Source organism: Microbacterium sp. NPDC019599, from assembly GCF_040632175.1.
In the GTDB taxonomy this organism is placed as follows: Bacteria; Actinomycetota; Actinomycetes; order Actinomycetales; family Microbacteriaceae; genus Microbacterium.
This window is the reverse complement of sequence record NZ_JBEYBL010000009.1, coordinates 188973-204315: the sequence shown is the minus strand read 5'-3', so window position 1 is coordinate 204315 and position 15343 is coordinate 188973. Positions and strand designations below refer to the sequence as shown.

Below are 15343 nucleotides of genomic sequence, written 5' to 3'. Positions count from 1 at the left end.
ACGCCGACGTGCACGGCGTGGACTCGGTGATCGACGCCGGCGAAGAGGGGATCGCCTTCGCCTCTGAGGCGGCCGCCACGAGTCCCGGCGGCACGCTCGTCCTCGACGAGTGCACGGTCCTCGGACGCATTCGCGCTCGCGTGCTCGAGCGCGTCTCCAACACGATCGTCCTCGCTGGGGTTCCTGCGGCGGAGTCCTCCGACTGGCCAGTCCCGGTCATCGCGGACCGCCGTCAGCAGGGCTGCGTGCGGTTCAGCTACCTGCCGCCCGGCTCGCGTACGCCCCGCCGCTACCGAGGCGTGGCCGACGAGGATGCCGCGGCCTTCCGGCCCGTCTTCACGTCGGAGCGGTTCGGGGATCCGGGCTACATCCAGCTGGACCGGCGCACGGTCGACGCCGTGTGGCGTGGCGCCGACGACGAGTCGGAGATGGGCGCCCTCCACCACCTCAACCAGCCGCTGCGCGAGGCGTATCTCGAACGGCGACTCGAGGATTACACGCGGTTCGGGCTCGAAGTCGGCCTCGTCTTCGAGACGTGACCGGCGGGCGCAGACAATGAAGGAGTCATCATGAGGGGCGATTTCAGCCGCCGCACCCACGATCGGCGCAAGCAGTACAGCGCCGTGCTCAACGAGCAGGGGCGCCTGCTGACGGATGCGGACCTCGAAGAGGAACACCGCATTCTTGCCGGCGCACACGAACAGACCGCCGCCGACGTCGTCGGAGAAGCGGGGGCACCGCTCGCCGCGGCGGGATTCCAGATCACCGACGACGGTGCGGGCGGTCTGCGCATCGGAGCGGGCCGGTACTACGTCGACGGCATCCTCGTCGAGAACCTGCCGGCGAAGGAGGGGGACGCCTTCATCCCGTTCGCGGGGCAGCCTTTCCTCCACGACGCGGGGAAGGACCTGGACGGTCTGTCGGACGGCGTCCATCCGGTCGTGCTCGACGTGTGGCGCCGGCTCGTGACACCGCTGGATGACCCGTCCCTTCGCGAAGTCGCACTCGGCGGACCCACCACCGCCTCGCGCGAGCAGACCGCCTGGCAGGTGCGCGTGCTCGACCGAGCTGCCGACTGGACGTGCGCCGCCGCCGTACCGGTCGTGCCGATCACGTCGGGAAGGCTCGCCGCCCGTGCGACTCCCGAGGCGGCCGTCAAGACCCCGTGTCTCGTGCCGGCCCGCGCGGGGTACTCGGGACTCGAGAACCAGCTCTATCGCGTGGAGGTGCTGTCTTCAGGCGCGGCCCATGACATCGGCACCGCCGGTGCGACCGCGGTGACGGTCAAGACGGGCACGACGGATCAGATCGACCTGGGCACCTCACCGCTCCCGGCGGTCGGCAGCTTCGTCGAGCTCGTGCGCAGCGGCGCGGGCGCCGACCCGTTCGATTCCACGTTCTCGCAAGTGACGGCCGTGACGGACTCGGTCGTGACCCTGGCTACCCCCGTTCCGGCGCTGGCGCCGGGGGAGACACTCGCGCTGCGCACGCCGGACGCGATCGCCGTCATGTCTCGCGAGAATGGCTCGGTCGTGACGGGGGTCGAGGCCATCAACGGCCAGACGGTGCGCGTGGCCGACCTCGGTCCGGACGGGACGCTCGGCTTCGCGCCACGTCAGTGGGTCGAGATCACCGACGACTCGATCGAGTTCGATTCGAGGTTGCCGCGTCGCCTGTACTTCATCACCGCGATCGATGCCGACGAACGCACCGTGAAGCTCGCGACTCCCGCAGACACACTCGGCGGCACCGAGGGGGTCGATCGGGCTCGGCACCCGAAGCTCCGCCGCTGGGATGGCGCCACAGGCATCTGGTTCCGGAAGTCGTCCGCGGGCTGGATGCACCTCGAGAGCGGCATCGAGGTCTCCTTCGCAGCGGGAAAGTACCTGCGCGACGACTATTGGTCGTTCCCCGCCCGCACCGCGGTCATCGACGACCGGTCCGGAAACATCGAGTGGCCCCAGGTCGGGGGTGACCCGGCATCCCTCCCGCCCGACGGAATCGTGCGCCACCGCGCGGCCCTCGCTCTCCTGCGCGTGACGGGAGGGAAGGGGAAGATCGAGGGTGACTGCCGGGACCTCTTCCCGCCGCTCACCGAGCTCACCAATCTGCTCTACGTGGGAGGCGACGGACAGGAGGCGCGTCGCCACGATCCGGGATTTCCCGCCCTCCCCAAGCTGCTCGAGGTGCGGGTGGTCAACGGCGAGACCCCTGTGGCGAATGCGGTGGTGCGCTTCGCTCCGGACAACGGCGTGGGCGTCGACGTCCTCACGACCGAGCAGGGGATCGCCTCGTTCACCTGGGCGCTGCAGCCCCCCGCGAATGCGATCTCACCGGTGCCACCGCCGCCGCAGGTCTGCACCGCGCACCTGCTGGATCATGCCGCGAATCCGATCGCCAACCAGTTCGTGCGGTTCACCGCCACGATCCAGGACCTCACGACACTGCTCTATGTGAGCGGCGACGGGCAAGAGGCTCGCGTGGGCGACGCGTCCTTCCCGCGGCTCCAGCAGCCCGTCGTCGTCCGGGTGTCCAACGGCGCCTACCCCGTCGAGGGAGCGACCGTGGAGTTCGTCGCGGCGCAGGGCGCCGTCACCTCGGTCAACCCCGTCGTCACGGGGCCCGACGGCACCGCTTCGGCCGTGTGGGATCTGGACCGCACAGTCCCGGACATGCAGGCGGTCACGGCCTTCCTCCACGAGGCGGACGGCACCCCCTCGCGGCACCAGCGGATCACGTTCCTGGCGCGCATCGATCCCGCTTCCGAAGGGAACGGCGGATGCTGCACGTCGATCGGGGACGGAGCCGACTTCCCGAGGATCGAGGAGGCGCTCGAGGCGCTCATCGGTCGGGGCGTGCGCGACATCTGCCTGTGCCTGCTCCCCGGCGATCACCGTGTCGAGGCCGCGATCGTCGACCAGCCGATCAACCTGTCGATCCGTGGGTGCGGCCGGACGTCGCGCGTCCATGTCGCGGACCGCTTCGACTTCGCCGGCCTCCTGTCGCTGCGCCTTGCCGACCTGGATCTGCGGTACCCCGTTCAACTCCATCACGACGTGCGGGGTCAAGGCGTGCTCTTCGTCCGCGACACGGCGGACGTCCGGCTGGACAACGTCCACGTGTTCGGCAGGAGCGCTGCGAGGACCCTCGTGACGATCCGCGGTGGGCGGCGCGTGGAGGTGCTGGACTCGGTCATCGAAGTGTTCCGGCTCGCCCCCATCCAGCCCCTGTTCGACCGGCTCGATACGACGGTGACGAACAATGCGCGGCGGTGGCCCACGCTGAACACTGTGGTGGACGGGCTCTCTCGCGCGTTCGACGCGGTCGGCTCACCGGAGTTCGAGACCCGGTCCGACGAGCTCAACACGGCGATGGAGGGCGTGTCCTCCGCGGCGCGGCGGCGACTTGCCGAGGCGATGCGCGCCTGGACGGGCGAGCCCGACGTGAGCCCCGAAGTGGCCGGGGACGTCGTTCGGATCGCCGACGCGTTCGAGGTGGACGACGTGGCCCTCCGCAATCTGCCCGACCGCATCCTCGAGCTGTCGAACCGGGCCGAGACGTCGCCCGACTTCCTTTCCGGGTGGGCCGCGCTGGAGATCGCACCGTCGGCCAGGCTCGGCGATGACGGCGCGGGTCCTGCGGAGGTCGTGATCCATCACAATCTCATCTACGGCGATGTGACGTTCTACGGGCGCCCAGCCGGGTCGACCGAGATCCTCGACTCGATCCGTGACCGATTCGAGGAGGCGATCAACCAGGGCGGCATCGTGCGAGGGGACTTCGGCACGGTGAACTTCTCGGGGAACCACCTCGGCCGGCTCCGTGTGTCGGACGAGATGCTCGCTCTGCTCCAGCGGTTCGTGGACGACCAGGGGGGCGGCCAGCTCCCGGTGTACCGCTCCTTCCTCATCTCCGACAACGTGTTCGACGGAACCGGCTGGGTCGGTCCGTTGAACCCTGCCGTCGTAGGACGGCATGTCGGGCTGACAGGTAACCACTTCACCCTGGCCGGCTTCGGTCAGGACGGGGCGACGGCGACGGCGCTCGAGGTTGTCGCGCTCGCCGCCGCGGTCACCGGCAACCTCGGCGAACCCGCCGATGCTCGACGCGGCCCCGCACTGGCCACCATCGATGTCACGGCGGCTCGCTGGAGCGACGTCGGGAACGTCGACCTCTCGGTCGTCTGAACCCTGGTGCTCGAGGCCTGGAGCCGAAGCCGACCTGTCGAACCGCCCTCGTGACGAGACTCGCACCGTGAGGGCGCCGACGACCCGCGAGTCGTCAAGGCTGAGGCGGAGCGCGCCGAATGCGGGGCAGGATACCCACATGACGCTTCGCAGTTCCCAGTGGTACTCGGGCGATGCCCGCAACGCGTACATCCATCGGGCGTGGATGCGGCGGGGTGTGCCGGGGTCCGCCTTCGAGGGCCGGCCGCAGATCGCGATCGCGAACACGGCGTCGGATCTCACGCCGTGCAACAGCCACCTGACGGAGGTGGCGCAGTCGGTGAAGAACGGGATCTACGAGGCCGGCGGGATCCCGCTGGAGTTGCCGGTGGTGTCGCTGGGTGAGACGCAGGTGCGGCCGACCGCCATGCTGTGGCGCAACATGGCGGCGATGGCGACGGAGGAGATGCTCCGCGCGAACCCGATCGACGGGGTCGTGCTGCTCGGCGGCTGCGACAAGACGATCCCGTCGCTGCTGATGGCCGCGGCCTCGGTCGACCTGCCCGCGGTCGTCGTGCCGGGCGGCCCGATGCTGACGGGGCACTTCCGCAACGAGGCGCTCGGCTGCGGCACGGACGTGTGGCGGCTGTCGGAAGAGGTCCGCGCCGGCACCCTGAGCGAGGCGATGTTCCTGAAGTCCGAGTCGTCGATGATCCGGTCCAAGGGGCACTGCAACACGATGGGCACCGCGTCGACGATGGCGCTGGTCGCCGAAGCGCTCGGCGTGGTCGTCCCGGGCGTGGCGGGAACCCCCGCACCGGACGCGCGCCTGCTCGAAGCGGCGCACGCGACCGGGACGCTGTCGGTGCAGCTGGTTGCGGATGACCGGCGCCCCTCGACGTTCCTGACGAAGGCGAACTTCCACAACGCGATCGTCGCGCTCGCCGCGATCGGCGGATCCACCAACGCGGTCGTGCACCTGCTCGCGATCGCGGGGCGCCTCGGGATCGACCTGACGGTGGACGACTTCGACCGGATCGGGGCGGAGGTGCCCCTGCTGGTGAACCTGCAGCCGGCCGGCCGATACCTGATGGACGACCTGTACCGGGCCGGCGGGTTCCTCGCCGTCATGCGGGAGGTCCGCGACCTGCTCGACCCCGACGCGCTGACCATCACCGGCGAGCCGTTCGTGTCGTACCTCGAGGACGCGCAGATCTGGGACCCCGAGGTGATCACCCCGCGCGAGAACCCGCTGCTGCCCGCGGCGGGGATCAGCGTGCTGCGCGGCTCGCTCGCCCCCGGCGGGGCGCTGGTCAAGCCCGCCGCGGCGTCCCCGCACCTGCTGAAGCACCGCGGGCGGGCCGTCGTGTTCGACTCGATCGAGGACTTCCACGCCCGCATCGACGACCCCGACCTCGACATCGACGAGGACAGCGTCATGGTGCTGCGCGGCTGCGGACCCAAGGGCTACCCAGGCATGCCCGAGGTGTCGAACATGCCGCTGCCGCCCAAGCTGCTGGAGAAGGGCGTGCGTGACATGGTCCGCATCTGCGACGGCCGCATGTCGGGCACCGCATATGGCACCGTCATCCTGCACGTCACCCCCGAAGCCGCCGCCGGCGGGCCGCTCGCACTCGTGCGGACCGGCGACTGGATCAGCCTCGACGTCCGCGCCGGGCGTCTCGACCTCGACGTCCCCGCTGACGAGCTCGCCGCGCGCACCCCGAACCAGGCCACCCTCGACGGGTACGCGACACCCCGCCGCGGGTGGGAGCGGCTGTACATCGACCACGTCCTGCAGGCCGACCGCGGCGCCGACCTCGACTTCCTCGTCGGGTCCACCGGCTCCCAGGTGTCGCGCGAGTCCCACTGACCGTCGTCACGACCCCGGAAGCTCCCGCATGACCTCGTACTCCAGCATCCCGTCCCTCGGCACCGCCCGCGTCGCGACGGACGTCTCGCATTTCCTCGGTGAGGGTCCGACGTGGGACCCGATCCGCGAGCGCGTCCTGTGGGTCGACATCATGGCGGGCGTCGTCCACTCGGGCCGGCTCATGGACGGCCGCATCGAGATCGACGAGCGGCTCGACATCGGCGAGACCGCGGGCGCCGTGGCGGTTGCCGCCGACGGGGGATGGGTCGTCGCGGGCACGCACCGGCTCGTCTACCGCACGCCCGACGGCGAACTCGTGCGCGGCCGGGCGCTCGTCGACGGAGAGGACCGGAGGTTCAACGACGGCAAACCCGACCCCGCGGGGCGCTTCGTCGTGGGCACGAAGGGCCCGGGCGATGAGCTGCTGATCCGCGTCGACGCGGACGAGGCGGTCACGGTCCTCGACCACGACCTCACGCTGTCCAACGGGCTCGCCTGGACCGCCGATGGCCGCCGCATGTACAGCATCGACACGGGCACCCGCCAGATTTTCGTGCGCGACTACGACGCCGCCGCCGGGACGACGGGGGAGCGGATGCTGTTCGCACAGCTGGAGCACGGCCACCCGGACGGGATGACGATCGACGCCGAGGGCCATCTGTGGGTCGCGGTGTGGGGCGGGGGCTGCGTTCTGCGCCTCGCGCCGTCGGGTGAGATCGTCGCGCGGGTCGACGTCCCCGCTCCGCACACGTCGTGCCCGGCTTTCGCTGGACCCGGCCTCGACACGCTCGTCATCACGACGGCCCGGGAGCACCTCACGCCCGAGCAGCTGGAGGAGCACCCGCACTCGGGGCGGCTGTTCACCTTCCGGCCGGGCGTCACGGGCCTTGCGCCCCATCTGTGGTCGGGCGTTCGTCCGTGAGGGCCCTCGTCATCACGGGCCCGCATCGGGCCGAGGTCCAGGACGTGCCGGAGCCGGTGCCCGCAGCGGGCGAAGTCGTCGTCGACGTGCAGCGAGCCGGGATCTGCGGCACGGACGTCGAGTTCTTCACAGGTGAGATGGCCTACCTGCACACCCGGCACGCCGAGTACCCCATGCGCATCGGGCATGAGTGGATGGGCACTGTGTCGTCCGTGGGCTCCGGCGTGGATCCCGCCTGGATCGGGTGGCGCGTCACGGGCGACACGATGCTCGGCTGCGGCGTGTGCCGGCGGTGCACGCAGGGGCGGCAGCACGTGTGCGAGGACCGCCTCGAGCTCGGCATCCGGGGCGGCAAGCCCGGCGCGCTCGCCGAGAAGGTCGCGACGCCGGCGCGGTCGCTCCATCGCCTGCCCGACGGCGTCGACGAGGCGGCAGGGGCGATGGTCGAGCCGGGCGGCAACGCGTTCCGCTCGGTCCAGGCCGCGGCGCTCGGCCCGGGGGACCGCTGCCTCGTCCTCGGGCCTGGGACGATCGGGCTCCTGTCCGCGCTGTTCGCGCGGGCGGCGGGCGCCGAGGTCCACGTGCTCGGCCGCAGCGAGCGCTCGCTCGCGTTCGCCCGCACCCTCGGCTTCGACGGCGTCTGGACGGAGGAGCAGCTGCCCCAGGTGGCATGGGATGCCGTCATCGAGGCGTCGAACGCGCAGCACCTTCCCGCGAAGGCCCTCGAACTCGTCGAGCCCGGCAGGCGGGTGGTCTACATCGGGCTCGCGGGCGTCCCGAGTCCGATCGACACGCGGGGCCTCGCGCTGAAGGACGTGACGGCCGTCGGGGTGCTCAGCGCCTCGCCGGGCCTGGCCGGCACGATCGACGCCTATGCGTCCGGCACGGTCGACCCCCGCCCGCTCATCGCGGCGACGGTCTCACTCGACGATCTGCCGGCGATCCTGGCCGGGGAGCGTCCGGACGGCGCCGGCCCGGGCCCGAAGTTCCACGTCGCGCTGTGAGGGCTTGTGGCGCGGCGCGGTCGGACGGGTGCGCGGCGACCGCGGCTGGGTCAGAATGGCGCGATGACGGTGCTGCGGATGGACAACGTCGCGATCGTCGTCGAGGACCTCGACGCCGCGATCGCCTTCTTCGGCGAGCTCGGGCTCGAGCTCGAGGCGAGAACCGAGATCGAGGGCGACTTCGCCGACCAGACGGTCGGCCTGACGGGCGTCCGCAGCGAGATCGCGATGATGCGGACGCCGGACGGTCAGGGCCGACTCGAGCTCACGATGTACCGGGCACCCGAGCCGCTGACCGCCGATCCCTTGGCGCCCAACACGATCGGCCTGCACCGCGTCATGTTCGCAGTGGAAGACATCGACGACACGGTGGCGCGGCTTCAGGCGCACGGCGCCGAGCTCCTCGACCGGATCGCCCGGTACGAGGACGTCTACCGCCTCTGCTACCTGCGGGGGCCGTCGGGGATCATCGTCGCGCTCGCCGAGAAGATCGGCTGACCGACAGCATCCGCCGAGCACGACGGCGGACGAGACGGCCGACACGCCGGCCGCGGGCTCGGTGAGGCGGCGTGTCGGCGGCGATCTCCGCCGTTGTGCACAGCGGGACTACGAAGTCGGCCCCCCGGGCGCGGCGGCGGTGGCGGATGCTGTCGCACCGGTGCGCTGCTCCGCTTCGAGGCGCTCGGCCTCCTCGCCGCCGATGGCCTCGCCTCGCGCGACGAGACCCGCGACGTCGGACAGCGGGATCTCCTTGAGGAACAGGGCGAGGATGAAGGCGACCGCGATGAACGGCACGAGATACCAGAACACCGGTGCGAGGGCATCCGCGTAGGCGTTCACGACCCCGTCGCGCAGCGCGTCGGGAAGCTCGTTCAGCACCGACGGATCGATGGTCGCGGTCGCCTGGCCGGCCTGCTCGGCGGTGGCGCCGGCATCCGTGAAGACCGCCGTGAGGTTCTCGGTGAGGCGGGTCGTGAACAGCGTGCCGAACACGGCGATGCCGAGCGCGGCGCCCATCTCGCGGAAGTAGTTGTTCGTCGAGGTCGCCGTGCCGATGTCGGAGGCGGGGACGGCGTTCTGCACGACGAGCACGACGACCTGCATGATGCAGCCGAGGCCCACGCCGAACAGGAACAGGTACACGCAGATGAGCCAGATCGGCGTCGACGCCGTGAGCGTCGTCATGAGGATCATCGCGATGCCGACGATGATCGTGCCGGCGATCGGGAACAGCTTGTACCTGCCGGTCTTCGTGATGAGCAGCCCCGAGGCGATCGAGGTGCCCATGACGCCGACCATCATCGGCAGCAGGAGCAGACCGGATGCCGCGGCCGACGTGCCGGACGACATCTGCAGGAACGTCGGCACGAAGCCGAGGGCCGCGAACATCCCGATGCCGATCGCCATGCCGATGGCGGTCGCGTTGACGAAGATCGGGTTGCGGAACATCGCCAGCGGCATGATCGGGTCGGCCGCGCGCGACTCGGTGAGGATGAACAGCCCCGCGGCCAGGACGAGACCCGCGCCCCATGCCCACGTCGCGCCGTGCTCCCAGCCGAAGTCCGCCGAACCGCCGAAGTCCGTGAAGAAGATGAGGCAGGTCGTGGCGATCGAGAGGAAGAGGACGCCGAGCCAGTCGATGGGCTTCTCGGCCTTCCTGTCGGGGAGCTTCAGCGCGAAGACGGCGATGAAGAACGCCGCGATGCCGACGGGGATGTTGACGTAGAACGCCCACTGCCACGTCAGGTGGTCGACGAAGAACCCGCCGAGGAGCGGGCCGGCGACGGCGGCGAGGCCGAACACGGCGCCGAGCGGACCGAGGTACTTGCCGCGCTCGTTGGCGGGGACGATGTCGGCGATGATCGCCTGCGAGAGGATCATGAGGCCGCCGCCGCCGAGGCCCTGCACGGCGCGGAAGACGACGAACATCCAGAAGTCCGTCGCGAACGCGCAGCCCACCGAGGCGAGGGTGAAGATGGCGATCGCCACCATGAAGAGCCGGCGCCTGCCGAGGACGTCGCCGAACTTGCCGTAGATCGGCATGACGATCGTGGTGGCGAGGATGTAGGCCGTCGTGATCCAGACCTGGTGCGAGACGCCGCCCAGTTCGCCGACGATCGTCGGCATCGCGGTCGAGACGATCGTCTGGTCGAGCGACGACAGCAGCATGCCCGCGATGAGCGCGGAGAAGATGATCCAGATCCTGCGCTGCGTGAGCAGGAAGGGCTTGTCACCGTCGGGCTTGACGGTGTCGAGGGTTGCGGTGGTCATTCAGGAGTTCCCATCAATGCGGCTTGCGAAGCGAAGAGGTCGCGCGCCGCGCCGATGCGTCGCTCGAAGATCTCGATGAAGGTGTCGGTGTTTCCGTGCGCCAGGAACTCGCCCGCCGCGGAGCGCACGAGCGCGCCGACGACCTGCGCGGCGACCTGCGCACGGAGGTCGCCGGAGAGCAGGTTCTCGCGCTGCTCGACCAGTCGCGCGTCGAACTGCTCGCCCTGGATGGCGAGTTCGAGCATGCGGCCGAGCAGGCGCGGCTCCTTGTCGACGGCGCGGAAGAGGTCCGCCGCTGTGTCGGGCGCGATGTCCAAGGCACGCCAGCGCTCCTCCGCGAGGACCGCGAGGTCCGTCAGCAGGGTGGGCGAGAGCCCTGGCACGTCGGGCCTCGTGGCGAGGAAGCGCGCGACTGCCGCGGCATCCGCTCTCTCCAGGGGGATGCCGAGCACGGCGTCGTCCTTCGAGGCGAAGTAGTTGAAGAACGTCCGGCGCGAGACGGCCGCTTCGCTGCACAGCTCCTCGACGGTGAAGCCAGACAGCCCGCGCTCGGCCGTGAAGTGGCGGGCGACGCGGATGAGGGTGCGCGTCGTCTCGGCGCGACGGCGGTCGCGCGTGGAATCTGCACCATCTGACATAGAGTGCAGTTTTGCACCATGCGTCAGTTGGTGCAAATCACGCCGCCCGCACATAGCCTTGTCGCATGACGAAGCCGGGCGCGGATGACTGACCTGACGGTCGTCGCCTGGGTGATGCTCGGCATCGCCGCGGTCATCGTCGGGCTCTCCAAGACCGCCATCCCGGGCGCCGGGACGCTCGCTGTCGCGATCTTCGCGAGCGTGCTGCCGGCGCGGAGCTCGACCGCCACCCTCCTCGTGCTCCTCATCGTCGGCGACGCGCTCGCGCTGCTGCTGTATCGACGGCACGCCGACTGGAGGACGCTCCTCCGGCTCGCGCCTGCCGTCGCGGCGGGGGTCGTCCTCGGTGCGGTCTTCCTCGCGCTCGCAGACGACGCATGGGTCCGCAAGACGATCGCAGTGATCCTGCTGCTGCTGGTCGCGCTCACGATCTGGCTGCGCCGCCGGGGGGGTGCCTCCCCGGTCGTCGGGCGCGGCGGCCGCGCGGTCCGGATCGGCTACGGGAGCCTCGGCGGCTTCACGACGATGGTCGCGAACGCCGGCGGTCCGGTCATGTCCATGTACTTCCTCGCCGCCCGATTCGAGGTGAAGGCATTCCTCGGGACGGCGGCCTGGTTCTTCGCGATCGTCAACGTCGCGAAGCTCCCCTTCGCGATCGGGCTCGGACTGCTGACGCCGCAGACGCTGCTCATCGACCTCGTGCTCGTCCCGGCCGTGCTCATCGGCGGCTGGATAGGCCGCCGTGTCGCCGACCGCATCGACCAGAGGCTCTTCGAGCGGATCGTCTTCGTCCTGACGGTCGTCGCGGCGCTGTACCTGCTCTTCGTCTGACGGGGCGCAAGTCCGCCTACCGCCTCCTGTCAGGTGCCCGCGGCAGCGGGCGCGAGCCCGGCCGGCAGCTCCGCGAGCTCGAGCACACCCGTCCGCGCCGCCTCCACGGCCGCCATCGTGGCGCCGATCGCGACGACGTCGGCGCCGAGCGACGACGCGCTGATCTCGGGCGCGGGCAGGTCGAGCTCATCCGGAATCCGACGGCGGGCTGCCGCGATCACGGGGTCGAGCGATCCCGAGATGGCGCCGGAGACCACGACGAGCGACGGATCGTAGAACGTGCCGTAGATGCCGGCGATCCGCGCGAGCAGGGCTCCCGCTCGCTCGGTCAGCGCGCCGGCCCAGGCGTCACCCGCACCGGCGAGCCGCAGCACCGCCTTCGCGTCGACCGTCGCACCGGATGCCGCCAGCGGATGCCCCGAGGGAAGCTCACCCTTCGCGATCGAGATGCGCGCCCACTCTGCGAGCCGGTAGCCGATGCCGTAGGCGCCGTGGACGCCGTCGACATGGTCGAAGCCGACGGGTTCGCCCGCACCCCCGTGCGCGCCGCGCAGCAGGCGTCCGTCGACCACGACGCCCGCGCCGAGGCGCTCGCCGGCGAGGATCGCGACATAATCCTGATGATCGCGCGCGGCGCCGGCGGTGCCCTCGGCGATGGCGGCGAGCGACGCATCGTTCTCGACGCGCACGATCGGCGCCCACGTTGCGATGAGATCCTTCAGGCCGGGGTTCATGCGGGCCCAGAACTCGGTGCGGTGCACCGGGGAGAGTCCCGCCGCGTTCACCGGCGCCGGGACGCCGACGCAGACCGCGAGCACTTCGGCGCGGTCGCGGCCGGCGTCGTGCAGCGCCGTGTCGATGACCGACTCGACGAGCGCACGACGCCGCTCGACGGCATCCGCCTCGATCTCGTCCTCCGCGCCCGAGACCGCATCGCTCTCTTGCCGCGTCACGCTCAGCACGTCGCCGCGAAGATCGGCGACGATGGCCGTCAGATGCATGCGGCCCGCGTCCAGCCCGACCACGACGGCCGCATCGGCGCGCAGCTCGAACCGCCGCGCGGGCCGCCCCTTGCGGTAGTCGCCGGCCGCACGCGCGTTCGGGAGCTCGCGCAGCAGCCCGACGCCGACGAGTTCGTCGGTGACGTCGATCGTCGTCGAGCGCGTGAGCCCGACCGTGCTCATGGCGTCGCTCGCCGTGAACACTTCGCTGTCCCAGGCGTACGCGAGTACGGAATCAAGGCTCGCTCGCCGCAGCGAGCCGGGCGAGATCGGGGTGGACAACTTCTCTTGACCTTTCGCTTCGTCTCCGCCATTATGGTGCCGTCGACTTGATTTGTGGTCTAAATCTAATCGTCGAACCAAACGTCAGGCTTCGACCGAAGGGACAGCGAAGTGGCTGGATTCTCAGGACGACGATGGATACGGGTCGCCGCGGCCGCTGCAGGGGTGGGCCTCGTCGGCACATCCCTCGTCGCCTGCGCAGGCGACGGCGGTCGGGAGACGATCCGGTTCGCGTTCGCGAAGCCCGAGGCCATCCCGTACATGAGGGATCTGGTCGAGGAGTACAACGCCTCGCAGGACGAGGTGACGGTGATCCTCGACACGTCCGGGATCGACGCGGTCTCGGCGGGATTCGTGCGCGGCGACCCACCCGACATCGCACTGAACAACTACAACCAGGAGACCGCGCGGTTCATCCAGCGCTGCGCCATGTCGGACCTCTCCGACACCGCCGCGGCGCAGAGCGTCCGTGAAGACCTCAAGCCGTTCATGGACCAGTTCGGCGTCTGCCCCGGCCGCACGAGCGCGATCCCGTACTCGATCATGGGCGCCGCGGTGATCTACAACAAGCAGATCTTCGAGGACAACGGCCTCGAAGTGCCCACCACGTGGGACGAGCTCATCGACGTGTGCGAGACGCTCCAGGCAGCGGGAGTCACACCGTTCTACGGAACCTTCGCCGACAGCTGGACGATCGGGCAGGGCTGGTACGACTACACCGTGGGCGGCACGCTCGACACCGTCGCATTCTTCGACGACCTCGCCGAAGAGGGCACGGAGGTCGGGCCGAATTCCGCGGTCTCGTTCCAGAAGGATCAGGCGGAGCCCGTCGACAAGATGCTCGAGCTCTCGAAGTACGTGAACTCGGACGCTCCGAGCCGCGGCTACTTCGACGGCAACACGGCGATGGCCAACGGCGAGGCCGCCATGTACATGCAAGGGCCGTGGGCGTTCGGCGAGATCGCCAAGGCCGCCCCCGACCTCGAACTCGGGATGTTCCCGCTGCCGGTCACCGACGACCCGGCCGATCTCAAGGCCCGGATCAACATGGACCTCGCAGCCTGGATCCCGGAGGCCGGGAATCAGGAAGCCGCGCGCGAGTTCCTCGACTACCTGTATCAGCCGGAGGTCATTCAGGAGTACAACGAATCGCAATTGGGCTTCCTGCCGACGAAGGACGCACCGCCCGTGTCGGACGAACGCATCGCCGGTCTTCAGGACTACATCGACGCCGGTCAGATGTACCAGGGCTCAACGCAGCTCGTACCCCGGGCGATCCCGATCATGAACTACGTGCAGGCGATCATGCTGGGCAGCGACCCCCAGCGGATCCTCAGCAACATCGACGCCGACTACGCGCGGCTCGCTTACCGACAGCAGTGATCCGGGAACGAAGGAGTCCCCCATGGCAACCACGACCGCTCCCACCACGACGACCATCGTCACGCAGGGCAGGCGACGAGCAGGGCAGGCACGGCCCCGCGGCCGCGTAGACGCCGTCTACTTCTGGTTCCTGCTTCCCACCCTTGTGCTGTTCACGCTGGCGATCACCGTCCCCGCGGTGATCGGCATTTTCTTCAGCTTCACCAACTCCATCGGTCTCGGGGAGTGGAAGTTCATCGGGTTCACGAACTACATCGCCATGTGGAGCGACCCGCTGATCGTCCAGAGCTACCTGTTCACGTTCGGGTTCTCGCTTGTGACCGTCATCGTCGTGAACATCATCGCCCTCCTCCTCGCTGTGGGCCTGACGGCGCAGATCCGGCTGAAGACGCCGCTGCGGACGATCTTCGTCATCCCCATGGTGATCTCGGCGATCATCATCGCGTTCGTCTTCAAGTTCCTGTTCTCCAACTCGCTGCCGGCGTTCGGCACCATCTCCGGCATCGTCTGGCTCCAGGAGAGCATCCTCGCGAAACCGGAATGGGCGTGGCTGGCGATCGTCATCGTCACGGCGTGGCAAGCCGTCCCTGGGGCACTCCTCATCTACATCGCCGGCATCCTCTCGATCCCCGGCGACGTGTACGAAGCGGCGGACCTCGACGGGGCGTCCAAGTTCCAGCAGCTCACCCGCATCACCGTGCCGCTCATGCTCGGCTACATCGTGATCAACGTGATCCTCGGCTTCAAGGGCTTCCTCAACGCCTACGACGTCATCAAGGGCCTCACGGGCGGCGGACCGGGAACCTCGACCTTCAGCATCGCGATGACGGTCGTCTCGGGTCTCACCACGGGCGACTATGCCTACCAGATGGCCAACGCGACCGTCTTCTTCATCATCACGGTCCTCATCGCCGTGCTCCAACTCTCGATCACGCGCGGAAGGAACGCACTCTGATGTCTGTTCAGCCAGCT

General features: G+C 69.6%; 11 protein-coding genes and 1 pseudogene. 9 read left to right on the top strand and 3 right to left on the bottom strand.

Going from position 1 to position 15343, the window contains the following annotated elements; translation table 11 throughout:
* From ABZ477_RS15580 to ABZ477_RS15555, 6 genes and pseudogenes are all read left to right on the top strand, one after another.
* Nucleotides 1-539 (top strand): annotated as a pseudogene (locus ABZ477_RS15580) (hypothetical protein); the annotation flags it as partial.
* Between the two features lie 30 nt (nt 540-569).
* On the top strand, nt 570-4187 hold the full coding sequence (locus ABZ477_RS15575) for a DUF6519 domain-containing protein (RefSeq protein ID WP_360134984.1): 3618 nt from the start codon (nt 570-572) through the stop codon (nt 4185-4187).
* A 139-nt stretch (nt 4188-4326) separates the two neighbouring features.
* Entirely contained in the window at nt 4327-6039 is a 1713-nt protein-coding gene (locus tag ABZ477_RS15570) for an IlvD/Edd family dehydratase (protein ID WP_360134981.1), read from the top strand.
* Between the two features lie 28 nt (nt 6040-6067).
* On the top strand, nt 6068-6961 hold the full coding sequence (locus tag ABZ477_RS15565) for an SMP-30/gluconolactonase/LRE family protein (RefSeq protein WP_360134978.1): 894 nt from the start codon (nt 6068-6070) through the stop codon (nt 6959-6961).
* On the top strand, nt 6958-7965 hold the full coding sequence (locus tag ABZ477_RS15560) for an alcohol dehydrogenase catalytic domain-containing protein (protein ID WP_360134975.1): 1008 nt from the start codon (nt 6958-6960) through the stop codon (nt 7963-7965). The genes ABZ477_RS15565 and ABZ477_RS15560 overlap by 4 nt, the downstream gene beginning before the upstream one ends.
* A 63-nt stretch (nt 7966-8028) precedes the next feature.
* Entirely contained in the window at nt 8029-8463 is a 435-nt protein-coding gene (locus tag ABZ477_RS15555) for a VOC family protein (protein WP_360134972.1), read from the top strand.
* Nucleotides 8464-8571: 108 nt separating this feature from the next.
* On the opposite strand, the gene ABZ477_RS15550 is transcribed toward ABZ477_RS15555, so the two are convergent.
* Nucleotides 8572-10236: an MDR family MFS transporter gene (locus ABZ477_RS15550; RefSeq protein WP_360134969.1), complete on the bottom strand. Its 1665-nt coding sequence runs from the start codon at nt 10234-10236 to the stop codon at nt 8572-8574.
* The gene (locus tag ABZ477_RS15545; RefSeq protein WP_360134966.1) at nt 10233-10874 is read right to left on the bottom strand and encodes a helix-turn-helix domain-containing protein; all 642 of its coding nucleotides are present in this window, start codon (nt 10872-10874) and stop codon (nt 10233-10235) included. The genes ABZ477_RS15550 and ABZ477_RS15545 overlap by 4 nt, the downstream gene beginning before the upstream one ends.
* Before the next feature lie 84 nt (nt 10875-10958).
* On the opposite strand from ABZ477_RS15545, the gene ABZ477_RS15540 reads away from it, so the two are divergent.
* Nucleotides 10959-11705, top strand: coding sequence for a sulfite exporter TauE/SafE family protein (locus ABZ477_RS15540; RefSeq protein ID WP_360134963.1), 747 nt, complete (start codon nt 10959-10961; stop codon nt 11703-11705).
* 29 nt (nt 11706-11734) lie between these two features.
* Here the strand turns inward: ABZ477_RS15540 and ABZ477_RS15535 are convergent, their stop codons facing one another.
* Nucleotides 11735-12988, bottom strand: a complete 1254-nt coding sequence (locus tag ABZ477_RS15535; RefSeq protein WP_360134960.1) for an ROK family protein — start codon at nt 12986-12988, stop codon at nt 11735-11737.
* A 111-nt stretch (nt 12989-13099) separates the two neighbouring features.
* Between ABZ477_RS15535 and ABZ477_RS15530 the strand changes: the two genes are divergently transcribed.
* Nucleotides 13100-14371, top strand: coding sequence for an extracellular solute-binding protein (locus ABZ477_RS15530; protein WP_360134957.1), 1272 nt, complete (start codon nt 13100-13102; stop codon nt 14369-14371).
* A gap of 22 nt (nt 14372-14393) precedes the next feature.
* The gene (locus ABZ477_RS15525) at nt 14394-15326 is read left to right on the top strand and encodes a sugar ABC transporter permease (protein WP_360134954.1); all 933 of its coding nucleotides are present in this window, start codon (nt 14394-14396) and stop codon (nt 15324-15326) included.
* Nucleotides 15327-15343 lie beyond the last annotated feature (17 nt).